The organism is Enterococcus mundtii (assembly GCF_002813755.1).
Taxonomy (GTDB): domain Bacteria; phylum Bacillota; class Bacilli; order Lactobacillales; family Enterococcaceae; genus Enterococcus_B; species Enterococcus_B mundtii.
In genome coordinates this window covers 1,039,769-1,062,663 of record NZ_CP018061.1, presented here as the reverse complement: position 1 = coordinate 1,062,663, position 22,895 = coordinate 1,039,769, and the positions used below count along the sequence as shown (strand labels likewise).

The window sequence follows — 22,895 nt, the reverse complement described above, 5'->3', positions numbered from 1 at the left end:
GTCAACTGGTTACACTCCCACTCCCTTCTTCCAATCTCATTGCCTAATTGAAAACTTCTGTTAATTGAGGTACCACTTGTTTTTTACGTGAAACGACCCCTTGTAAAAATGCGCGATTGTTTTCTAACTTCACGCCAAAAGCTTGTTCAACTTGTTCTTTTCTTTCGCCAGCAATCAATAATTCTGAGTTGCTGTTCAAGATGTCTGTTACAACAAGAACAAAAAGATCATAACCATTCGTCGCAATCTCTGTTTGCATGGCAGTTTCAAGTTCAGCTTGACGATCCATTACTTCATTTAGATCAACTGTATTGACTTGAGCGATACGAACACTTGCTTCACCCATAGGGAAACTTTTCGCATCTAGATCAAGTAATACTTCTGCTGGTTTATCACTTAGATTTGTACCTGCTTTCAACATGTCTAAACCATACGCTTCTAAGTCCACACCAGAGATTTCAACTAGCTCTTTTGCAGCCAATTGATCTGCTTCTGTTGAAGTTGGTGATTTGAACAACAATGTATCTGAAATGATTGCTGATAACATGATTCCAGCGATTTCTTTCGGAATCTCAATTTGATTTTCTTTAAATAATTTTAGAATGATCGTACTTGTACATCCCACTGGTTCAGCACGATAATACAATGGATTCGCTGTTTCAAAGTTGGCGATACGATGATGGTCAACTACTGCTAAAATCGTCGCTTCCGCAATATCTACCACGCTTTGTTGGAATTCATTATGATCGACAAGCATGACATCTGCTTGTTCCTCTTTGATCGATGTGATCACTCGAGGCGCCTCTAATTTGAAGTAATCTAGTGCAAATTGTGTTTCTTCACTTGGCGTGCCTAAAGCGACAGGCTCAGCGTTTACTCCTAATTGATTTTGCAAATATGAAAATGCAATCGCTGCTCCAATTGCATCTGTATCAGGATTTTGATGACCAAAAACTAAAACTTTTGACATTTGACTCGCTCCTTTTTGTTTTCTCCTATTCAATAATAGCAAAAAAACGGAAAGAAGCAATACTTATCTTCCTTCCGTTCGCGTCTATCTGGTTAAATACTTTGTATAATCTTCGATATGAAGAAGACGTTTTGCATTTTCTACTCGTTCTTTTGTCGGTGGTTCGATTCCTTCTAATGGATACGTCAAACCAAGCGTTTCCCATTTGTATTTACCCATTGTATGATAAGGAAGGATTTCCACACGATCGACATTTTCAAGAGTTTTGATGAATGCATCAAGGCGGATCAAATACTCATCATAGTCACTACGTTCTGGGACTAACACATGACGAATCCAGACAGGTTTCTTGATATCTGAAAGATACTGAGCCATTTCTAAGATATTTTCATTGCCCCAATGAGTTAATTTTTTATGTGCTTCGTTATCGATATGTTTGATATCGAATAACAGTAAGTCCGTATAGTTCATCAACTCTTCAAAACGAGAAAAGAAAGGCTCATCATGGCTAAATGGTTTTCCACATGTGTCGATTGTTGTATGAATGCCACGTTCTTTCGCCTTTTGGAATAATTCGATTAGGAAATCGATCTGCAATAAAGGTTCACCACCACTGATCGTGATCCCTCCTTGTTTACCCCAATAAGAACGGTAACGTTCTGCTTGGTCTAAAATTGCATCCGCGGTATATTCTTTTCCTCCACCAATATTCCAGGTGTCTGGGTTATGGCAAAATTCACAACGCATGCGACAACCTTGCATGAAGACGACAAAGCGAACGCCTGGTCCATCTACAGACCCAAATGTTTCAATCGAATGGACATAGCCTTTAGTTTGTTCTTCCATTTTAATCACTTCTTTTCTTTAGTTTCTTTCGTTATGAGCCACGGACAATGTTGCGACTTCTCAACACGCTTCGAAGAAAAGATCTATCTACTCGCCTCTAACACTAGATATATGCTTTTTTCATATAGTTGTAAAAAAGGAAGACAAAAGCTCATGCGGAACTTTTGCCTTTCCTTTTTACACTGCATTGATTGTCTTACATTCTGTCGTGTGACGTTCTCATTAATACGTCTAATTGTTGTTCTCTTGTCAAGTCACGGAATTTAACCGCATATCCAGAAACACGGATCGTTAAGTTTGGATATTTCATTGGGTTTTCCATTGCATCACGCAATAAGTCATTACTGAATACGTTGACGTTCAAGTGGTATGCTCCTCTTGAGAAATAACCGTCTAAGACGTTACGTAAGTTGTCGATTCTTGTTTCTTCATCTTTCCCTAAACCAGATGGGTTGATTGTTTGTGTATTAGAGATACCATCACGCGCGTGTGCATAGTTGAATTTCGCAGTTGAGTTCAAGCTTGCAAGTAACCCATTTTGTTCTGCTTGATAACTTGGGTTTGCACCAGGTGCTAAAGGTTTACCAGCTTCACGTCCGTCAGGTGTATTCCCTGTATTTTTTCCGTAAACGACATTTGATGTGATCGTTAATAATGAAGTTGTCGGAGTTGAATTACGGTAAGTTTTATGACGTTTGATTTGACCCATGAAGTATTCTAAGATCCATTCAGCGATCTCATCGGCACGATCATCGTCATTACCATATTTAGGGAAGTCACCAGTTACTTCAAAGTCAACTGTGATCCCTTCTTCATTACGGATTGGTTTAACTTGTGCATATTTGATTGCAGACAAGCTATCTGCTGCGTGAGAGATACCTGCGATACCTGTCGCAAATGTACGTTTCAAGTCAGTATCCATAACTGCTAATTGTGCTGCTTCATAAGAATATTTGTCGTGCATATAGTGGATGATGTTTAGCGTATTGACATAAAGCTCAGCTAACCAGTCCATGATGTTCATGAAGTTGTGTTTTACTTCTTCAAAGTCTAATGTGTCGCTTGTGATCGGACGATACTCAGGACCTACTTGTGCGCCTGTCATTTCATCCACACCACCGTTGATCGCATATAACAAAGCTTTAGCTAAGTTTGCGCGAGCACCGAAGAATTGCATATCTTTACCAACAACAGTTCCAGATACACAACATGCGATCGCACAGTCATCTGAACCCCATTGTTCACGAAGCAAGTTATCATTTTCAAATTGGATCGAAGAACTTTCGATCGCAATTTTACTTGCATACGTTCTGAAGCCTTCTGGTAAGTTTTCTGAGTATAAAACAGTCAAGTTTGGTTCTGGGGAAGGTCCCATATTTGTCAATGTGTGCAACATACGGAAATCATTTTTTGTGACTAATGAACGTCCGTCTAAGCCCATACCAGCGATTGATAAGGTTGCCCAGATCGGGAAGCCAGAGAACAATTGGTTGTATTCAGGCGTACGTGCAAATTTCACCATACGTAATTTCATTACTAAATGATCGATCAATTCTTGTGCTTCTTTTTCAGTGATCACACCGTTGTCTAAATCACGTTGGATATAAATGTCTAAGAATGCAGAGATACGTCCGATCGACATAGCTGCACCATTTTGAGATTTGATTGCTGCTAGATAACCAAAGTATAACCATTGAACGGCTTCTTTTGCGTTGGCAGCTGGTTTTGAAATGTCATACCCATATTTTGCAGCCATTTCTTTCATTTGAGCTAATGCACGATATTGTTCTGAGATTTCTTCACGAAGACGGATGACCTCTTCACTCATCGTATGGTAGCCTGTATTGTCATGGTCTTTTTTCTTTTGAGCCATCAAATAGTCGATTCCGTACAATGCGATACGACGGTAGTCACCGATGATGCGGCCACGTCCGTAAGCGTCAGGAAGTCCAGTGATGATCTTGTTTTTACGTGCAGCACGCATTTCTGCTGTATAAGCATCGAATACACCTTGGTTATGTGTTTTTCTCCAGTCTGTGAAAATGTGTGTTAACTCTTCTTTTGGCTCATAGCCGTTACTTGTTAACGCATGATTCGCCATGTTGATGCCACCAAATGGCATGAATGCTTGTTTCAAAGGAGTTTCAGTTTGTAGACCGACGATTTGTTCTAAATCTTTGTCTAGGTATCCTGCTTCGTGAGAAGTGATTGTTGATACGACATCTGTATCCATGTCATATACACCATTACGTTCAAATTGGATATCGTTTAATTTTTGTAATTTTTCCCACAAATTTTCTGTTGCTTCAGTGGGTTTTTCTAAAAAGCTGTCATCACCGCGGTATTCTGTATAGTTGTTTTGGATAAAGTCACGTGTATCCACGCCTTCTTTCCACTTAGTTCCTTTAAATCCATTCCATTGTTCCATCGTATGGACCTCCCGTTTCTGTTTTATGTAACAGTTTTTACGTGATAAGTATAACACATGTCACCTCCAATGCAAGGGTTTTCTTGTTTTTTTGTTAACAAATAAAGCGAATATAAAATAATAGTCGTTATTAAAGCTGATATATAGGCATTTGTCTATTGTGAATCTATTCATATTTTGTTTGTGCAAGTCTTAATTTTATGTTAATAAATAAAAATAGCTGGCAACTGTAATAATACAGTTGCCAGCTATTTCATAAAAAACTATAACAGTTATTCCTTGATATCCATCGTTGGAGAATCAATCACCATTTGGACTTCTCCGCCTTTTTTCTCATCTAATACAAATGAACCGTTGGACGTACGATCACCGATTGGATAATCCGTCGGATCAATTGATAATTCTTGTCCTTTTTGATTGATCAACGTCATCGTTTTGGCGTGGCCCTCTGACATATAAATCACCCGATGTGGTTGTTTCTTCAATTCTCGCAATACAGTCACACCTCGTTTGGCACGTGAAGTCTGGCTGATTTCTTGTGCAAGCATTCGTTTTACTGCCCCACGCTGGCTGACGATAACGACAGGCGTATCCCCTTCTGCCAAGACAAGTAAACCATTAACGACATAATCTTCTTCTTTCAAGTTGATCGATTTGACACCTGCAGCCTTCGTTCCAACGACTGGCACTTCAGTCAACGGATAGCGTAGGCCCATTCCTTGATGTGTAACAAGGAAAACATCACGATCTGTTTGTTCTTTTTCAAGATAGACAGCCACTAATTCATCTTCACTGGCTTTTAGCTTCATGCCACTCAATGGACGACTCTTATACGTACGCCATGGTTCAAAATCTGTCATCCGTGTTTGTTTGATCAAGCCGTTTTTACTGATAAATACAAATGTTTTTTCGGAATCGATCTTCTGATAGGGGAATACCGCTAAAATCGATTCATCAACAGCTAGATTCACTATCGTTTGTGAGATATGCTCACCGGCATCTTTCCATTTCAAATCTGGTAGTTCGTGGACTGGGCGATAGATCACATTGGCTTTATTGGTGACCAGTAACAAATGATCTAACGTATTCAGTTCCCCAGCGTATAGAAGATAATCTCCTTCACGCATACCGATTTCTTCTGGTTTTGATGCACTATAGGAACGAAGGCTTGTTCGTTTCACATAGCCTTCACGTGTGACACTGACAATGACATCCTCTTGCGCAACCAATACTTGAGTATCGATTTTGATTTCTTCGATTTCATCTTCGATCATCGTCAAGCGAGAAGAAGCATATTTCTTCTTGACTTCACGTAGTTCTTTTTTCATGACAGAAAATAATTCTTTATCATTTGAAAGGATTTTATTTAATTCAGTGATCAGAGCAATCAATTCTTGCGATTCACGACGTAGTTCAGTAATGTCTGTATTCGTCAAACGATAAAGCTGTAACGTCACGATGGCTTCAGCTTGTTCTTCTGTAAATTGGAACATTTGGACTAAATTGTGCTTCGCATCTTTTTTATCTTTACTCTCACGGATCGTTGCAATGACTTCATCTAAAATCGATAGAGCTTTCATCAGCCCTTCAACGATATGTTGTCTTCTTTGCGCTTTCTCCAAGTCAAACTGACTACGTTTGGTGATCACTTGTTTGCGGTGCTCGATGTAACTACTTAAAATATCCTTCAACCCTACTTGATGAGGGGTCATATGATCGATTGCCACCATATTGAAGTTGTAGTTGATCTGTAATTCGGTATTCTTGAATAAATAATTCAAGATTCCTTGAGCGTTAGCGTCTTTTTTCAATTCCACAACGATCTGTAGACCCGTACGATCACTTTCGTCACGAACTTCTGCGATCCCATCGATTTTCTTGTTCAAGCGTATCTCATCCATTTTTTTGACAAGAGTCGCTTTGTTCACTTCGTAAGGAATCTCAGTGATCACGATTTGTTGCTTGTTTCCTTTGATGGATTCAATCGCCGTTTTCGAGCGTAAGATCACTTTTCCACGACCAGTTTCATAAGCTTTCTTGATTTCATCTTTTCCTTGTAAAATGCCCCCAGTTGGAAAGTCAGGACCTGGAATGAATTCCATCAATTTGTCTAAGCTGGCTTGTGGATGGTCGATCATATAGACCGTTCCATCGATGACTTCTGCGAGATTATGCGTTGGTATCTCAGTAGCATAGCCCGCAGAGATACCGGTTGATCCATTGACTAATAGATTGGGGTATCTCGCTGGTAATACAGTCGGCTCTTTTTCAGTGTCATCAAAGTTCCACACAAGGTCGACCGTATTTTTTTCGATATCAGCAAGCATCTCGCCGCTCAATTTCGATAAGCGTGCTTCTGTATAACGCATTGCCGCTGGTGGGTCTCCGTCCATACTTCCGTTGTTTCCGTGCATTTCTACGAGTACTTCTCGTAGTTTCCAATCCTGGCTCATACGAACCATTGCATCATAGATACTGCTGTCACCGTGGGGATGATAATTACCCATGATATTCCCGACAGATTTTGCTGATTTACGGAATCCTTTATCAAACGTATTGCCGTCTTTGTTCATCGCAAATAAAATACGACGTTGAACGGGTTTCAGACCATCACGGATATCCGGCAAAGCACGTTCTTGAATAATATATTTCGAGTAACGTCCGAAGCGGTCACCCATCACTTCTTCTAACGTTAATTCTTGGATTTCTTGACGTTCTTCCATTAGGTGACCTCCTATTCTACCTCTACTGATTGTTCATTTTTGTTTTCTTCTGCGCGTTCTTCTTCTAATAGGTCATTAGAAACAGACGCGGAAGTCTCAGTTTCTTCTTTTTTGTCTAGAATACTACGTTCTTCTTCTAAGCTGAATTGGACATGATTTTCAATCCATTTACGACGTGGTTCGACTTTATCCCCCATCAAGGTGGTTACGCGTCGCTCTGCTTGCGCAGCATCATCGATCCTCACCCGGATCAAGGTCCGAGAGGTTGGGTCCATCGTCGTTTCCCATAACTGCTCCGCATTCATCTCCCCAAGACCTTTGTACCGTTGCAACATATAGCCTTTACCGACAGTCTTAATGACTGCAGCTAATTCGTCATCGGTCCAAGCGTACTCGACTACTTGTTTTTTTCCTTGGCCTTTGGACACTTTATATAGAGGCGGTAAAGCAATGTAAACTTTTCCTGCTTCGATCAATGGTTTCATGTAGCGATAGAAAAATGTCAACAATAAGACTTGGATATGAGCACCATCGGTATCCGCATCGGTCATGATGATGATCTTGTCATAGTTACAATCTTCCAGTGAAAATTCAGGGCCAACGCCGGCACCGATCGTATAGATCATCGTATTGATTTCTTCATTTTTTAAGATATCTTGCATTTTTGCTTTTTCGGTATTGATGACTTTTCCTCGAAGTGGCAATATCGCTTGGAATTTCCGATCTCTCCCTTGTTTAGCTGATCCACCGGCTGAATCTCCTTCGACAAGATACAATTCATTTTTCTTAGGGTTTCTCGATTGTGCAGGTGTCAATTTTCCAGAAAGTAATGATTCGCCCTTTTTACGTTTTTTCCCGTTACGGCTTTCTTCTCTGGCTTTACGAGCGGCTTCCCGTGCTTCTCTCGCTTTGATTGCTTTACGGATCAGCATTTGGCTCATCTCACTGTTTTCTTGCAAATAGAAGCCCATTTGTTCGCTCATGACATTATCAACGACGGAACGAGCAATCGGTGTACCCAATTTTTCTTTCGTTTGTCCTTCAAATTGTAGCAAATGTTCAGGTACTCGGATCGACAAGACTGTCGCAAGTCCTTCACGGAAGTCACTACCTTCTAGGTTCTTGTCTCGTTCTTTCAACAAGCCTACTTTACGAGCATATTCATTATAGGCTTTGGTCATTGCTGTTTTCATGCCGACTTCATGCGTCCCACCATCTTTTGTTCGCACGTTGTTAACAAACGATAGGACATTTTCAGAATAGCCATCGTTATACTGATAGGCAACTTCTACTTCGATTCCTTCTTTTTCACCAGAGAAATAGACTACTGGCGTCAACGTATCTTTTTCTTCATTTAAATACGCAACGAATTCTTTGATTCCTTCTTCGTAATGAAAGACTTCTTGAACTGTTTCGTCACCTCTTAGATCTGTCAAAGTGATTTTCACACCTTTTAACAGAAATGCAGACTCTCTTAAACGTTCAGATAACGTATCATAGGAAAATTTCGTGGTTGAGAAAATACTATCATCTGGTAAGAAATGAACAGACGTCCCATTGGCTTTCTTCGTTTTGCCAATTTTTTTCAACGTTCCGTCTGGTTTTCCACCTTGTTTGAATGTTTGTTGGTATTCGATACCATCTCGGACGATCGTCACTGTCAGCCATTTAGATAAAGCATTGACGACACTGGCACCTACACCATGAAGTCCACCAGAAGTTTTATATCCTCCTTGGCCAAATTTACCACCGGCATGTAGCACAGTGAAAATAACTTCGACCGTTGGAATCCCTGAAGCATGCATACCTACAGGCATACCACGTCCACTATCCGTAACAGTCACACTGTTATCCTCGTGGATCGTCACAGCGATTTCATTTCCGTAGCCTGATAAAGCTTCATCTACGGCATTATCAACGATTTCATAGACTAAATGATGCAAGCCTCGGCTATCAGTCGACCCGATATACATCCCTGGTCGTTTTCTTACTGCTTCTAATCCTTCAAGAACTTGGATCGAGGCATCATTGTATTCATTTTTAATTTTTTTTGCCAAGGCAAACGCTCCTTCAATAATACTTGCGATATAACCGCACCACGCTTATCATACTAGAAAAGTCCTCAAAAAAAAAGAGGGAAGGTCAGAATTACAAGAAACAACCAACTCTCCCCCTTTTTTCATTCTTCTCTCTCTGCATGCCCATGGTAACGATCAATTACTCTTTTTTTGATAACAGGTCAAAACATTTTTTCATCACCCAGCTAACCTATTTACCAGTAAAAGTGGCACTGAGTATCAGGATATGTGCTTCTGTTACTCCTGTTGTTTATTGTTCCATTTTTGCTAATTCGATCTTGATGCAGCGATCCATGACGATATCATTTCTTCCAGCTGCTTGGAGCATTTCAGCAGCCTCTTCATTTTCAATGCCTAACTGTGCCCAGAAGACTTTCGCATCTGTTTTCAGAAAATCTACCGCTACTTCTGGTAAAAACTCACTACGGCGGAAAATATCCACGATATCGATAGGTTCATTGATATCTGTCAACTGTGCGACAACGGTTTCGCCCAATACTTCTTCCCCTGCTAATACCGGATTGACTGGAATGATACGATAGCCATGTTCTTGTAGTAATTGTGCGATCTGATAACTTGTCCGTTCGGGTTTATTACTTAAACCAACGACCGCGATCGTTTTTGCTTCTTGAAGATAGCGAAAGATATTCGCTTGTTCTGGATTTTTAAATGACATGTGGATGACTCCTTTCGATCGTTCGATTTTTTCGATTGTTTGAAGCATTCTTTCATGCTAAAATATACATTAGTTTCAACTTGAAAGAGGTTAAAAAATGAAAATAATCTTATTGTTTATTGTAGCATATCTTTTGGGTTCCATTCCATCTGGAGTATGGGTTGGTAAAATCTTTTTTAAAAAAGACATCCGCGAACACGGTAGTGGAAATATGGGAACGACCAATACATTTCGTGTTTTAGGTAAAACCGCTGGAACAGTGGTATTATTCATGGACATCTTAAAGGGAACATTAGCTACTGCCTTACCCGTCATTTTCCATGTCTCTTCTGTCAATCCGCTATGGTTTGGTGTCTGTGCGATCTTAGGACATACATTTCCGATCTTTGCTAAGTTCAAAGGTGGCAAAGCAGTGGCGACAAGTGCCGGTATGTTATTAGGCTTCAATCCACTGTTCTTTCTTTATTCATCAGCAATTTTCGTGATCAGTTTATACTGCACGAGCATGGTAAGCTTAACGAGCATGATCAGTGCGGTCTTGATCACTTTATCCACCATCTTCTTACCATACATTGCACCAGCGATCTTACCAGAACCAAATTTACTTTTGACGTTGATTGCTTGTGGTGTCTCCGCTTTTATTTTTTACCGTCATAAAGACAATATTAAGCGCATCAAAAATAAAACAGAAAGCCGAATCCCATTCGGTTTGAATAGTAGCAAAAAGAAATAATCTTTTTGATGAATGATAAAAAACAATGCCTTCTAAACAAATGACTGATCGATTGCTCAACAATTCGTTCATTTGTTCAGAAGGCATGTTTGTTTCATCGAACTAGATCAAGAAAACACATGTAATCGACTTGTGTTTACTTGACAGTGATCGAATATTTCGTCTTGAATAATTCGTGAGCGCCTAATTGATTGATTCCTGCCTTTTCGTTCAACTGCCCATTACTATCAACAGTATCTGCGATTCCAAACCACGGCTCAATACAAACAAATGGTGCTTCTTTAGGATATGGCGACCATATCCCAACGTAAGGCATATCTTTGTAACTGAGGGTGACACTGTGACTAGACTTTTCACTACGGATACTGTAAGCATTCAAACCTCTTGTTTCAAATACTAACGCATCTTGGTCAAACAGCTCCCGAAATAACGCAAGGTTGGTATTCGTTTGTCCAATCGTTTTTTGTTCCATGTCGATGAACGGTCCAGCTAATGGTAAACGCAAACGTGATTTTCTAGGAGAGAAAGCCAAATAAAAGTCTTCAAAAGTTAAACCTTCTTCTAATGGCACATTGAATGCTGGATGACCGCCAATCGAGAAATACATCTCTTCTTCCCCAATATTTTCAACTTGATAATGAACAGTGATCCCGTCTCCCCCTAATTCATAAACAAGTACCAATTCAAAATCAAACGGATAATTCTCTTTTGTTTCAGGGGTACTTTTTAGGACAAACTTCGCACGTTCTTGTTCGTGCTCCACCACTTCAAAATCCATATCACGAGCAAAACCATGTTGACCCATTGAATACGTTTTTCCTTGGTACACATATTGATCGTTTTTCAAACGTCCAACAATAGGGAAAAGAACGGGGGCATGTCTTCCCCAATACTTAGGATCGCCTTGCCAAATATATTCTAGATCATGTTCTTTTGATTTCAAACTGATCAATTCTGCTCCATGTTCGGAAATTTCAGCAATCAGCTGATCATTTTGAATAATAACAGTCATCGTCATCCTCCATCTTTTCTCAGACATTCACTTCTTCGAGTAGCAAGCCTCTGAAAAATCTTCCTTTTAATAACTATGCTTCGTCAGCTCATCTTTAAAACGAGCATTCAATACTTTTAAATACGTGCCTTTCATTCCTAGAGAGCGGGATTCAATGATTCCAGCTGATTCTAGTTTACGTAAGGCATTTACGATGACCGAACGAGTAATACCGATCTTGTCCGCAATATTTGAGGCAGTCAATCGGCCTTCATTACCTTCTAAAGCATCAAAAATGGCTTGAACTGCTTTTAATTCACTGTATGACAACGTATTGATCGCCATTTGGACAGCGGTCGTACTACGAACGTCCGCTTCGATATCTCGTGATTTTTGATAAAGGATCTGCATCCCTACTACTGTCGCGCCGTATTCTGCTAAAACAAGGTCTTCATCGTTAAAGGCTTGTTCCATTCTTGCTAAAATGATCGTTCCTAAGCGTTCACCTGCGCCAAAGATCGGCACTACTGTCGTCAATCCAAAAGGATATTTTTCGCGACTTTCAAATGGAAATGCCGTCATATCGCTTGTGATTGGGATATTGGATTCTGTTTTCGTGATCATATCGACTGTTTCTGTGTAGGCATCAGGAAATTGTTTTTGCACAAACATTGTTTTCACACGATCATTGTTCACATCGTGCCGTTCATTATAACCAAGTAAAACCCCTTCACTGCCAATGATATACGTATTGCTGTCTAAAACAGCACCTAAAGTGACCGCCATTTTATCGTAAGGTAAATCCGCCTGCATATCAAACGTATTTTTTTGTTGCAATAATTTGTTTATCTTTCGAGTGTTCGTCAACAAATCCGTCATTTTTTTCCTCCGATTTTATAATATATAGCGACTTAGATCTTCATTTGCCGCAATTGATCCTAATTTATCATTGACATAGGCTTCTGTAATGGTAATTTCTCCCATTTGCATTTCTGGCGCTTCGAATAACAAGTCTTCCAACAATTTCTCTAATATCGTGTGTAAACGTCGTGCACCGATATTATCGGTATCACGATTCACATCATAAGCGATTTGGGCAATCCGTTCGATTGCTTCTTTAGTAAACGTGACAGTCACATTTTCAGTACCAATCAAGGCAATATATTGTTTGACTAACGCATTGTTTGGTTCAGTCAAGATCTTGACAAAGTCCTCAGCAGTTAAGTCATCTAACTCAACACGGATTGGGAAACGACCTTGTAATTCAGGAATCAAATCGCTTGGTTTTGATAAGTGGAACGCTCCTGAAGCGATAAATAAAATGTGGTCTGTTTGTAAGGTACCGTATTTCGTATTGACTTGTGAACCTTCAACGATCGGCAAGATATCTCTTTGGACACCTTCTCTTGATACTTCCCCAGATTGTTGCGATTTAGAAGTGATTTTATCGATTTCATCAATAAAAATGATCCCGCTTGATTCAGCCAATTTGATCGCTTCACTATGGATATCCGCATCATTGACTAATTTTGCTGATTCTTCTTTGATCAATAATTCTAAGGCTTCTTTGACGGTCACTGTTCGTTCGATTTTTTTCTTCGGCGTCAACGCACCAAGTGTTTCGTTCAAATCGATCCCCATTTGTTCCAGTCCATTGTTCATCATCGGTGCTGGTTTTTTTTGATCTTGGACTTCGATCGTCACTTCTCGGTTGTCAAGCAAGCCTTTTTGCAATTGCTCTAACACCGTGCGACGATTCACTCGAATCTCTTCTGTGACTTCTTCTTGTGTTTCTGCCGGTTGTTGCGAAGCATTGAACATATTCATCATTTGCTCAAACTGGTTGTTTGATTGTTTTTGTTCTTTTTTGATACCTGGTACAAGGATCTTCACTAATTGTTTTTCCGCATTTTTCTTGGCTTGTGGGCGAACACGAAGATACTGATCTTTTTCAACGATCTGGATCGCATTTTCGACAAGATCACGAACCATCGATTCTACGTCACGTCCCACGTAACCAACTTCAGTAAACTTCGTTGCTTCAACCTTAACAAAAGGTGCGTTGACGATTTTTGCCAGACGACGAGCGATCTCTGTTTTACCGACCCCAGTTGGCCCGATCATCAACATATTTTTAGGTGTGATATCTTGTTGCATCTTTTCATCTAATTGAAGACGTCGATAACGATTTCTAAGGGCAACTGCCACTGATTTTTTTGCTGCTTGTTGGCCAATGATATATTGATCTAATTCACTGACGATTTGTTTTGGTGTTTGTTTTAATTCATACATGTCATTCACCTCTATAATTCTTCTACAATAATGTTGTGATTTGTAAAGACGCAGATGTCTGCTGCAATATTCAACGCATTTTCAGCAATCTCTTTTGCACTCATCTCATTTTGTGCATAGTTTTTCATTGCTCGTGCGGCAGCTAACGCAAAGTTTCCACCAGAACCAATGGCTAAGATCCCATCATCCGGTGTAATCACTTCACCTGTACCAGAAACGAGTAACATTTCTTTGTCATTCATCACGATCAACATCGCTTCTAGCTTTTGCATCGACTGTTGTGTACGCCATTCTTGGGCTAATTCAACAGCTGCTCGTTGGAGATTTCCGTTGTATTCATTTAGCTTACCTTCAAATTTTTCTTCTAAAGTAAACGCGTCAGCAACGCTTCCTGCAAAGCCAACGACTACTTCATCGTTGTAGATGCGACGTACTTTTCTCGCACTGCCCTTCATCACGACAGATTCGCCCATCGTTACTTGGCCATCACCTGCCATCGCGAATTTCCCGTTTTTTTCAACTGCACAAATGGTTGTTGAATGAAACTGTGATTCTACCATAGATATTTCCTCCTAATAATGTGATCACGCTCGTGGATGGAAAGAGCGATAATTTTTTTGTAAGCTTTCTTTTGTGACATGCGCATAGATTTGAGTCGTTGATAAATTTGCATGACCTAAAAGTTCTTGCACTGTACGCATATCGGCACCATTATTCAATAAGTGCGTCGCAAAAGTATGACGTAACATGTGAGGATGGATATCACTATCCAAACTACTCTTTTTAATGATTTGATTTAATACATACTCGATCCCAGTAGGTGTGATTGGTTCTCCATGATGATTCACGAAGACATAGTCATGTGACTTATGGTATTTCGTCATTAAGACGCTGCGCCCTTTGGCAAAATACTCTTGCAAAGCATCTTGCGCAAATGAACCCAACGGCGCATAGCGTTCTTTATTTCCTTTTCCATGGATCAACATCACCTCTGAGCCAAAATCGATGGCAGACATCGTCAATTGGCTACATTCACTCAAACGGATACCTGATCCATATAGTACTTCTAATAATGCTCGATCTCTTAATGCTAAAGGACTATCCCCTGTCACACTTTCAAATAAGCTTTGCATCTCATTCTCATAAAAAAAACGAGGAAGTTTAACATTTTTTTTCTTCAAATGAACATACGAAAATGGATTTTCAGCAATTTTTTCTTCACGAAGAAGGTATTGATAAAATGAGCGTAAACTCGCAATTTTCCGACTCACCGAATTTCGACTGTACGACTTATCAGATAGATAACTTAGATAAACTCGTACATCCAAATAGCTGACTTTCAGTAGATCAGATTCCCCCGATTCCGCCAAGAATCGTTGAAAATCATTGATATCTTCTTCATAGGCAGATTTGGTTTTTTCTGAATACCCACGCTCTATGATTAAATAACGCAAAAAATCTTCTTGTAAAGTTGGCTTCATTCTTTTTACACCTACCTTTAGATCCCAAAATAAATTTAGCATAGCCCCAGAGAAAAAACAAACAAATTGTCAGAATTTAACTAATATTTCTAAGTTTGTTCACAATTCAATTCGTTTGCTTGACAATTAAGGGATGAGCTGTCCAGAATCAACATAAAAAAACCATAGTTATTATATAAATTGGCATGAGTTCAGTCAATAACCGAGAAATAAGCCGAAGTACTCAAAAATGGCAAACACCATCCTGAGACACTTCGACTTATTACATAACATCCATTTAACGAGAAGCAAATTCTTTATTCAAGACTTCTTGCTTCACTTTTTCATTGGCTGCTAAGGCACGTTGTGCAATTGCTTCATACCGAGATTTTTTATCACGGATTCGTTCAGGTAATTCTGGGAATAATCCGTAGTTTGCATTCATTGGTTGGAAATGTTTGCCTTCCGCATGTGTGATGTAGTAGGCCATACTTCCCATGGCTGTTTCTTGTGGCAACGTCACAGGTTCCAATTCTTTCGCTAAGCGAGCAGCGTTGATCCCTGCAAGCAAACCACTTGCCGCACTTTCAACATACCCCTCTACACCCGTCATTTGTCCTGCAAAAAATAGATCTTCGCGTTTAGTCGATTGATAAGTTGGCTTCAAGAGTTCTGGTGAATTCATGAAACTGTTGCGATGCATTACACCATAGCGGACAAATTCTGCATTTTCTAATCCTGGGATCATGCGGAACACGCGCTTTTGTTCGCCCCATTTTAAATGCGTCTGGAACCCAACGATATTATAAAGAGAAGCGGCTGCATTATCTTGTCTTAACTGGATGACTGCATAAGGTCTTTTTCCTGTTTTAGGATCTTCTAGGCCGACTGGTTTCATTGGGCCGAATAGCATTGTCTTAAAGCCACGTTGCGCCATTACTTCGATTGGCATACAACCTTCAAAATATTTTTCTTTTTCAAAAGATTTCAATTCAGCAACTTCCGCATTGACCAAGGCTTCATGGAAAGCTTTAAATTCTTCTTCGGTCATCGGACAGTTTAAGTAAGCTGCCTCGCCTTTGTCATAACGTGATTTTAAATACACCTTGTCCATATCGATCGTGGATTTGTCGACGATCGGTGCCGCAGCATCGTAGAAATAGAAACCGTCTGAGCCATTGAATGCTTTGATGCTTTCTGCTAAAGGATGAGAAGTCAGAGGTCCTGTCGCTATCACCGTGATTCCTTCTGGTATCTCAGTGATTTCTTCATTCACTACTGTGACTAAAGGATGCTCTTTGACCTTACGAGTGATGGTTTCAGAAAATGAATCGCGGTCCACTGCTAAGGCACCGCCTGCAGGTACAGCTGTTTCATCTGCTGAATGGATGATCACTGAATCTAAGCGACGCATTTCTTCTTTCAATAAACCAACTGCGTTCGCAAGACTATTCCCTCTAAGAGAATTGGAACAGACTAATTCAGCAAAATTATCTGTATGATGCGCTTCTGTCTTCTTAACTGGTCTCATTTCATATAACTTTACAGGTACACCCGCTTGAGCGATTTGCCAGGCTGCTTCGCTTCCAGCTAGACCTGCACCTACTACATTGACGATTTTCAACTAAAAACCTCTTCTCATTTCTTTATTTTTGAACATCTTCTTCGTAATCGCCATTCGTACAAACCACTTGTTTGCCGCCTTTGACTTTTTTCTCGACCAAATAATGGTCACATTTCGGACAATTTCTGCCGATTGGTTTTTCCCAAGAGGTGAATTCACATTCTGGGAAACGAGAGCAGCCATAGAATAGACGATTTTTCTTAGATTTACGTTCGATGACTTGTCCTTCATGACACACGGGACAAGTGACGCCGATTTCCTTGACGATTGGTTTGGTGTTTCGGCAATCTGGAAAATTACTACATGCATAGAATTTACCATACTTCCCTAATTTTATCACCATCGGATGCCCACACAAATCACAATCAAAACCAGCTGGTTCATCTTTGATCTGGATTTTCTCGATTTTTTCTTCGGCATTCGATAATTCTTTTTCAAATGGTTTATAAAAACGATCGACGACTTCGATCCATTCTTCTTTTCCTTCTTCGACTTTATCCAAGTCATCTTCCATTTCAGCTGTAAAATGGATATCTACGATTTGTGGGAAGAACTCACAGATCAACGAATTGACGATCTCACCTAATTCGGTTGGTTCAAAACGTTTTTGTGTCAACTTCACATAATATCGTCGTTGGATCGTATCTAACGTTGGCGCATAAGTCGAGGGACGACCTACTCCGTTTTCTTCCAATGCACGGATCAATGTCGCTTCACTATAACGTGCAGGCGGTTGTGTGAAATGTTGTTTCGGTTCGATATCGACAGATTGTACCGTATCGCCTTCTGCTAACTCTGGCAAAATGTTTTCTTTGTCTTCTTTCCCATCATCGCGGCCTTCAACATACACTTGCATGAACCCTTTGAATTTGATTTTTGAGCCATTCGCAATGAACCTTACATCATTTTGTTCCAACGTGACTTTCATCGTATCCAATACAGCTGGTGTCATTTGACTTGCAACAAATCGTGACCAAATCAATGTATATAATTTCAATTGGTCTTTATCCAAGTATTGTTTCAACTCATCTGGTGTACGTAATGCACTGGTTGGACGCACTGCTTCATGGGCATCTTGTGCCCCTTTAGAGTTCGTTGCTTTACGTTCCGAATGACTGGAGAATTCTTTTCCGTATGTTTCTTCGATGAACGTTGCGACTTCGGCTTTAGCAGTATCGGCGATCCGTGTAGAATCGGTACGCATATACGTGATCAACCCGATCGTGCCTTGTTTGCCAAGTGAGATTCCTTCATACAACTGTTGCGCCACCATCATGGTTTTACGTGTTCTGAAATTCAATTTACGAGCGGCTTCTTGTTGCAAACTACTTGTCGTGAATGGGTTCGCAGGATTTCGCTTGCGTTCCTTCTTTTCGACTTTTGTTACTGCAAACTCTTTACCAGTGATCCGGTCAGTCACTTCTTTGACAGTTTCGGCATCGGACAATTTTTTCTTTTTGCCATCGACTCCCCAAAAGTTTGCTTTGAACTTCTTACGTTCTTTCTTAAAGTTTCCGTCAATACTCCAATACTCTTCCGGCGTAAAATCACGGATCTCTTTTTCGCGTTCAATGATGATCTTCAATGCGATCGACTGGACTCGACCAGCACTCAAGCCTTTTTTTACTTTACGCCATAAGATCGGACTAATCGAATAACCAACGATACGGTCAAGCGTTCGACGTGCTTGTTGCGCATCGACAAGATCCACATCGATCGTACGTGGCTCTTTAAATGCCGCTTTGACTGCATCCTTGGTGATTTCATTGAAGACAACACGATTCTTATCGTTGAGATCCAAACCTAATAAATAAGCCAAATGCCAAGCAATTGCTTCCCCTTCTCTATCCGGGTCACTTGCGAGGTAAACTTTTTGCGCTTTTTTTGCCGCTGCTTTTAGACTTTTGATGACGTCGCCTTTTCCTCGAATCGAGATATAATGCGGTTCATAATTATTTTCAAAATCGATCCCCATCTTACTTTTAGGTAAGTCACGAATATGTCCTACACTAGCCATTACTTTATAATTACGGCCAAGATATTTTTCAATCGTCTTGGCTTTTGCAGGTGATTCTACGATCACTAAATATTTATATGCCATTCCTGAATGGACTCCTTTCCATTTTCGGGTTCCTACTATATATATGTTACAAGGACTTTTACAAATCGTAGCTTATCATATCCATTCAGAAATCGTTTGTCAAGGAAAGCAATAATAAATCAATCGTTATGATTCCAATTCATTAAGGATATCTTGTCCTGAAAAGGTACATATCGCTCCATCTTGGATCAATTGGTGACAACCAGTGGATTGACCTGTCAAAATATTCCCAGGGACAGAAAAAATCGGACGTCCAATCTCTAAGCCTTGCTCTGCTGTGATCAATGAGCCGCTTTTTGCTTTTGCTTCAATCACACAGATTCCACTTGATAAAGCGGCAATCAGACGATTTCTCATAGGAAAATGAAATTTTTGTGGACCAACATCTGGTAAAAACTCACTTAATAAAAGATGATCTCTAGCAATCCCTCGTTGCAACTGCTGATTTTCTTTCGGATAACTATGATTGATCCCCGTACCGATCACTGCAATCGTTCTGCCTGAACAGCGGATCGCTACTTGATGCGCATAAGTGTCTACGCCTTTCGCACAGCCACTAACAACTATATAGTCTTGGTCAATCACAGGAGTGATCACTCGCTCTACGATTTTTCTCGCATAACCAGATGTTTGTCTACCACCAACGACAGCGATCATTTTTCGTTTCATCAGCGAAAGATCACCTCGATAAAATAATAAGATCGGGGGATTTGCCAAATGAAGCAATTGTGAAGGGTAGATTGGATCAAGAAAAGTTATGTATGGATTCTCTCCTATTCTATTCCGCCAAGTATAGTTGATCTGGCTCCAATAGTCATAAAAACTTGCTCTAGAGCGATTGAAGTGCGAAACTGTCAACATATCATCAACCGACAACCATTCTTTCTTTTCACTCAATAGATGACGGATCACACGCCATTTTTGCTCTCCGCTCAGTCCTTTGACCAATGCCAACTTTGTAATAAATTCATTGTATATAACCATAAAGCGCCACCTTTTCTAATCTTTTTTATAAGATACGTGAAAAGTGGCGCATCACTTATGATAAATATTGTTTGACTGGTGCAAAACTTTTACGATGGATTGGCGTGATGCCATGTTGTGCTAATCCTAAGAGGTGTTCCTTTGTTCCATAACCTGCATTCTTGGCAAAACCATAGCCAGGATATTGTAACTCGTATTCTTTCATCAAACGGTCACGATAGACTTTTGCAATGATACTGGCAGCAGCAATCGAAATTGAACGAGCATCTCCTTTGATCAGTTTATTTTGTGCAATCGGCAGATCTAAAGTCATCGCATCGATCAATAAATACGTAGGCTCTGGTGTCAATTCTTTAACAGCTTCACACATCGCTAATTTACTTGCTTCGTAAATATTGACACGATCGATCGTCTGCTCATCGATCACACCAATCCCGATGGAGAGGGCTTTTTCTTGAATCTGTTCATACAGTTCTTCACGTTTTTTTTCAGATAATTGCTTGGAATCGTTCAATCCGTAAATCTCTACACCTTTAGGTAAAATAACAGCTGCGGATACTACAGGACCAGCCAAGGGACCTCTTCCTACCTCGTCGATCCCTGCAATCAGTTCATGTCCTTGAGCATATCCTTCATTTTCGTAGAAGGACATCGTCTCATATTTTTCACGAAGCAAAGCTTCCTTTGCTAAGCGTTTTTCAAAAGAGCCTAATGCTTGTTGGACACCTTTTCTTGTGTCTAATCTTAGTTGTGTAACTATCGGATCATCAAGTGTTGTGATTTGTTTCAGTTTTTCTTTGATACTCTGGATCGATTCACTCATGAGTAGTCTCTTCCATTTCTTCACAACGATCTAAAGTATAGCGACCTAGTTTCCCTTGGCGGATATCAAAAACAACTACCTCGCTCCCACGGTCATAATCTTGTCGATACCCTCTCCGTTCCGTGATCGTCATCAATAACTCAGGTGCAACTTGTTGCTCTTCTTCTATTGATAATCCATAACGTTCGCGGATTTTATTAGGGTAGTAACGGGCAAAGAAATCTAAGCCGTAAATTGCTAGATCATCAAGGTGTACCAATTGGTCTTTGATTGCACCAGTCAAGGCTAGTTTTTTACCGATTTCTTCATCTTCAAACTTAGGCCATAAAATACCAGGTGTATCTAATAGTTCTAATTCACTTCCTAAACGAAGCCATTGTTGTCCTTTCGTTACCCCAGGCTTATTCCCTGTCTGTGCAATTTTTTTGCCCACTAAACGATTCATCAATGTCGATTTCCCTACATTAGGAATTCCTAGGACCATCGCGCGGATTGCTCGAGGTTTGATGCCACGAGCTGCGTCTCTTTCTCGTTTTTCTTTCAGTGCTTCTTTTGCCGCAGGGATCAACGCTTTGATTCCTTTACTTTCTTGAGCGGTGATTGCTAGGGCTTGATGTCCTTGATTTCTAAAGTATTGTTGCCATAATTTCGTTTGTTGCGGATCAGCTAGATCAGCTTTATTTAATAAAACAAGTCTTGGTTTTTGTTGGATGATTTGATCTAACATTGGATTACGTGAAGACAAAGGTAGTCGTGCATCAACTAACTCAAAGACGATATCAACATATTTCATCTTTTCTGAAACTTCACGTCTGGCCTTCGCCATATGTCCTGGGAACCATTGAATAGTCATTGGTGTTTCCTCCTCTAAAACTTAAAATCTAAAAATTTGCTCTTTTACTTATACAGTACTTGAATGAACTACACTTCTAGGAGTATACAAGAAAAAAACTAAAAATCAAACGTCTTATTCTCAAGTTTCTTCATTTTGCAACTTTCTAAGAATCTTTTTCTCATTATCGAGCAACCATTGACTATCTTGCTCGTATTTTTTTAGATGGCCCTCTTGAATATTTGCTTGAAAATTTGTTTCTCCGCGACTTGCTGCGTCAGTGATGAAATCTATCATATAAGAAAGTCGTCTGATCATCGTGGGGATCAAATCTGGATACGCAGACTCATTTAGTCTGTATGCTTCAACAAATTTTTTTAAACGATGACACGTTTCATCCGTGATCGGATCTCCTTGATTTGCCGCTAAAGGTACCCAGCGATAGGCGGCATAACTTACATCCCAGATTCTTGGTCCTGGTGTGATCGTGTCAAAATCAATGATACCAATGGCTAGACCATTTTCCGTTGTCACGTTGTATGGCGCAAAATCATTGTGACACATTACCTCATGCTCTCCGAATGAATGTAGCATCCACGGTTCTGTGCCACTTAAAGAAGTAAGGTATCCTTGATTCTGGTCGTGGAAGTCTCTTAACAATCGACCTGCTGAACAAATGGCACTGTCCGTCAACAATTGAGGGGGCAAAGGATAATCATAGACCTCACCTGCGAGATAAGATACCACTTCATTTCCTTTCTCATCATAGCCTAGTGGTTCTGGCACATAAGTTATACCTTGGTTCCTTAGGTAACTTAAAAATTTTTGGACCTCCTCCGACCAGACTTTCTTAGGACGAATCACCTGCTCTTCTTGGATCACTACACCGTCTCGTCCTTTTGGTTTCTTTTCGATCATCTAGCTCCTCACTTTCAACTCTTTTCTTCAGTTTATCATATTGATTCCACCTCATGTTCAAAAAATAGAAAGAGAGACATCCATTCAACAAGCAGGTTTCCATCTGTTAAAGTCAATCAAGGAGAATGTTTACTCTCCTAAAAATATTTACTATTGATCCAAGTCTTCATTTCATTCTTATCTCAGAAAGTGTAGCCACAGATGATGAGAGACTCTGGAGAAGAAAATCCATGCTTAATTTATGGGGAATTTGTTCAAGAAAGGTGAACTACAGAAGCTGCAATCAAGGAAGTGACTGATGGCGTGCTTATTGCAAGTCAAAATATGCTTATTCAGATCATACAATGGACAAAAATATTTGATGAGGATGGAATACCTTAATCATGATAAAATACTTTGTCCGATCTATTCACAAG

General features: G+C 40.0%; 18 protein-coding genes. 1 reads left to right on the top strand and 17 read right to left on the bottom strand.

All coding sequences use genetic code 11. From position 1 onward, the window contains the following. Positions 1-43 precede the first annotated feature (43 nt). The 6 genes from EM4838_RS05255 to EM4838_RS05230 all read right to left on the bottom strand — a co-directional run bounded on the left by EM4838_RS05255 (position 44) and on the right by EM4838_RS05230 (position 9,721). On the bottom strand, positions 44-970 hold the full coding sequence (locus tag EM4838_RS05255; protein ID WP_019724232.1) for a manganese-dependent inorganic pyrophosphatase: 927 nt from the start codon (positions 968-970) through the stop codon (positions 44-46). 84 nt (positions 971-1,054) lie between these two features. Next, a complete protein-coding gene (gene pflA, locus EM4838_RS05250; RefSeq protein ID WP_019724233.1) occupies positions 1,055-1,816 on the bottom strand; it encodes a pyruvate formate-lyase-activating protein in 762 nt (253 codons plus the stop codon). A gap of 196 nt (positions 1,817-2,012) precedes the next feature. Beyond that, positions 2,013-4,244: a formate C-acetyltransferase gene (pflB, locus tag EM4838_RS05245; protein ID WP_071866397.1), complete on the bottom strand. Its 2,232-nt coding sequence runs from the start codon at positions 4,242-4,244 to the stop codon at positions 2,013-2,015. A gap of 272 nt (positions 4,245-4,516) precedes the next feature. Then, positions 4,517-6,967: a DNA topoisomerase IV subunit A gene (parC, locus tag EM4838_RS05240; protein WP_071866396.1), complete on the bottom strand. Its 2,451-nt coding sequence runs from the start codon at positions 6,965-6,967 to the stop codon at positions 4,517-4,519. Positions 6,968-6,978: 11 nt separating this feature from the next. Continuing rightward, positions 6,979-9,024 (bottom strand): DNA topoisomerase IV subunit B, encoded by a 2,046-nt coding sequence (parE, locus tag EM4838_RS05235; RefSeq protein WP_023519491.1) that lies wholly within the window; start codon positions 9,022-9,024, stop codon positions 6,979-6,981. Positions 9,025-9,295: 271 nt separating this feature from the next. Continuing rightward, positions 9,296-9,721 (bottom strand): CoA-binding protein, encoded by a 426-nt coding sequence (locus EM4838_RS05230; RefSeq protein ID WP_010735735.1) that lies wholly within the window; start codon positions 9,719-9,721, stop codon positions 9,296-9,298. A gap of 97 nt (positions 9,722-9,818) precedes the next feature. Between EM4838_RS05230 and plsY the strand changes: the two genes are divergently transcribed. After that, complete coding sequence (gene plsY / locus EM4838_RS05225) at positions 9,819-10,454, top strand: glycerol-3-phosphate 1-O-acyltransferase PlsY (protein WP_071866395.1); 636 nt, start codon at positions 9,819-9,821, stop codon at positions 10,452-10,454. Between the two features lie 136 nt (positions 10,455-10,590). Here the strand turns inward: plsY and EM4838_RS05220 are convergent, their stop codons facing one another. The 11 genes from EM4838_RS05220 to EM4838_RS05170 all read right to left on the bottom strand — a co-directional run bounded on the left by EM4838_RS05220 (position 10,591) and on the right by EM4838_RS05170 (position 22,479). After that, positions 10,591-11,466 (bottom strand): aldose 1-epimerase family protein, encoded by an 876-nt coding sequence (locus EM4838_RS05220; RefSeq protein WP_071866394.1) that lies wholly within the window; start codon positions 11,464-11,466, stop codon positions 10,591-10,593. A 66-nt stretch (positions 11,467-11,532) separates the two neighbouring features. Next, positions 11,533-12,324, bottom strand: coding sequence for a GTP-sensing pleiotropic transcriptional regulator CodY (gene codY, locus EM4838_RS05215; RefSeq protein ID WP_010735738.1), 792 nt, complete (start codon positions 12,322-12,324; stop codon positions 11,533-11,535). A gap of 15 nt (positions 12,325-12,339) precedes the next feature. Next, a complete protein-coding gene (hslU, locus tag EM4838_RS05210) occupies positions 12,340-13,737 on the bottom strand; it encodes an ATP-dependent protease ATPase subunit HslU (protein ID WP_010735739.1) in 1,398 nt (465 codons plus the stop codon). Positions 13,738-13,748: 11 nt separating this feature from the next. Then, entirely contained in the window at positions 13,749-14,297 is a 549-nt protein-coding gene (hslV, locus tag EM4838_RS05205) for an HslVU peptidase proteolytic subunit (RefSeq protein ID WP_010735740.1), read from the bottom strand. 24 nt (positions 14,298-14,321) lie between these two features. Further along, positions 14,322-15,218: a tyrosine recombinase XerC gene (xerC, locus tag EM4838_RS05200; protein ID WP_023519490.1), complete on the bottom strand. Its 897-nt coding sequence runs from the start codon at positions 15,216-15,218 to the stop codon at positions 14,322-14,324. 277 nt (positions 15,219-15,495) lie between these two features. Beyond that, positions 15,496-16,821, bottom strand: coding sequence for an FADH(2)-oxidizing methylenetetrahydrofolate--tRNA-(uracil(54)-C(5))-methyltransferase TrmFO (trmFO, locus tag EM4838_RS05195; protein WP_023519489.1), 1,326 nt, complete (start codon positions 16,819-16,821; stop codon positions 15,496-15,498). Between the two features lie 22 nt (positions 16,822-16,843). Then, positions 16,844-18,922, bottom strand: coding sequence for a type I DNA topoisomerase (gene topA, locus EM4838_RS05190; protein WP_019723732.1), 2,079 nt, complete (start codon positions 18,920-18,922; stop codon positions 16,844-16,846). Positions 18,923-19,048: 126 nt separating this feature from the next. Next, positions 19,049-19,906, bottom strand: coding sequence for a DNA-processing protein DprA (gene dprA / locus EM4838_RS05185; protein ID WP_071866393.1), 858 nt, complete (start codon positions 19,904-19,906; stop codon positions 19,049-19,051). A gap of 55 nt (positions 19,907-19,961) precedes the next feature. Further along, a complete protein-coding gene (locus EM4838_RS05180) occupies positions 19,962-20,729 on the bottom strand; it encodes a ribonuclease HII (protein WP_071866392.1) in 768 nt (255 codons plus the stop codon). Continuing rightward, the gene (ylqF, locus tag EM4838_RS05175; RefSeq protein ID WP_071866391.1) at positions 20,722-21,582 is read right to left on the bottom strand and encodes a ribosome biogenesis GTPase YlqF; all 861 of its coding nucleotides are present in this window, start codon (positions 21,580-21,582) and stop codon (positions 20,722-20,724) included. Before ylqF ends, EM4838_RS05180 begins: the two co-directional genes overlap by 8 nt. A 120-nt stretch (positions 21,583-21,702) precedes the next feature. After that, positions 21,703-22,479: a phosphotransferase gene (locus EM4838_RS05170; RefSeq protein ID WP_071866390.1), complete on the bottom strand. Its 777-nt coding sequence runs from the start codon at positions 22,477-22,479 to the stop codon at positions 21,703-21,705. Positions 22,480-22,895: the final 416 nt, after the last annotated feature.

What these genes read in the sequence shown, in the direction of transcription:
- plsY (WP_071866395.1), top strand. Translation starts at nt 9,819, where the DNA reads ATGAAAATAATCTTATTGTTTATTGTAGCATATCTTTTGGGTTCCATT.
- parC (WP_071866396.1), bottom strand. Translation starts at nt 6,967, where the DNA reads ATGGAAGAACGTCAAGAAATCCAAGAATTAACGTTAGAAGAAGTGATG.
- topA (WP_019723732.1), bottom strand. Translation starts at nt 18,922, where the DNA reads ATGGCATATAAATATTTAGTGATCGTAGAATCACCTGCAAAAGCCAAG.
- codY (WP_010735738.1), bottom strand. Translation starts at nt 12,324, where the DNA reads ATGACGGATTTGTTGACGAACACTCGAAAGATAAACAAATTATTGCAA.
- EM4838_RS05255 (WP_019724232.1), bottom strand. Translation starts at nt 970, where the DNA reads ATGTCAAAAGTTTTAGTTTTTGGTCATCAAAATCCTGATACAGATGCA.
- EM4838_RS05180 (WP_071866392.1), bottom strand. Translation starts at nt 20,729, where the DNA reads ATGAGTGAATCGATCCAGAGTATCAAAGAAAAACTGAAACAAATCACA.
- EM4838_RS05230 (WP_010735735.1), bottom strand. Translation starts at nt 9,721, where the DNA reads ATGTCATTTAAAAATCCAGAACAAGCGAATATCTTTCGCTATCTTCAA.
- EM4838_RS05220 (WP_071866394.1), bottom strand. Translation starts at nt 11,466, where the DNA reads ATGACTGTTATTATTCAAAATGATCAGCTGATTGCTGAAATTTCCGAA.
- hslV (WP_010735740.1), bottom strand. Translation starts at nt 14,297, where the DNA reads ATGGTAGAATCACAGTTTCATTCAACAACCATTTGTGCAGTTGAAAAA.
- dprA (WP_071866393.1), bottom strand. Translation starts at nt 19,906, where the DNA reads ATGGTTATATACAATGAATTTATTACAAAGTTGGCATTGGTCAAAGGA.
- ylqF (WP_071866391.1), bottom strand. Translation starts at nt 21,582, where the DNA reads ATGACTATTCAATGGTTCCCAGGACATATGGCGAAGGCCAGACGTGAA.
- hslU (WP_010735739.1), bottom strand. Translation starts at nt 13,737, where the DNA reads ATGTATGAATTAAAACAAACACCAAAACAAATCGTCAGTGAATTAGAT.
- pflB (WP_071866397.1), bottom strand. Translation starts at nt 4,244, where the DNA reads ATGGAACAATGGAATGGATTTAAAGGAACTAAGTGGAAAGAAGGCGTG.
- pflA (WP_019724233.1), bottom strand. Translation starts at nt 1,816, where the DNA reads ATGGAAGAACAAACTAAAGGCTATGTCCATTCGATTGAAACATTTGGG.
- xerC (WP_023519490.1), bottom strand. Translation starts at nt 15,218, where the DNA reads ATGAAGCCAACTTTACAAGAAGATTTTTTGCGTTATTTAATCATAGAG.
- EM4838_RS05170 (WP_071866390.1), bottom strand. Translation starts at nt 22,479, where the DNA reads ATGATCGAAAAGAAACCAAAAGGACGAGACGGTGTAGTGATCCAAGAA.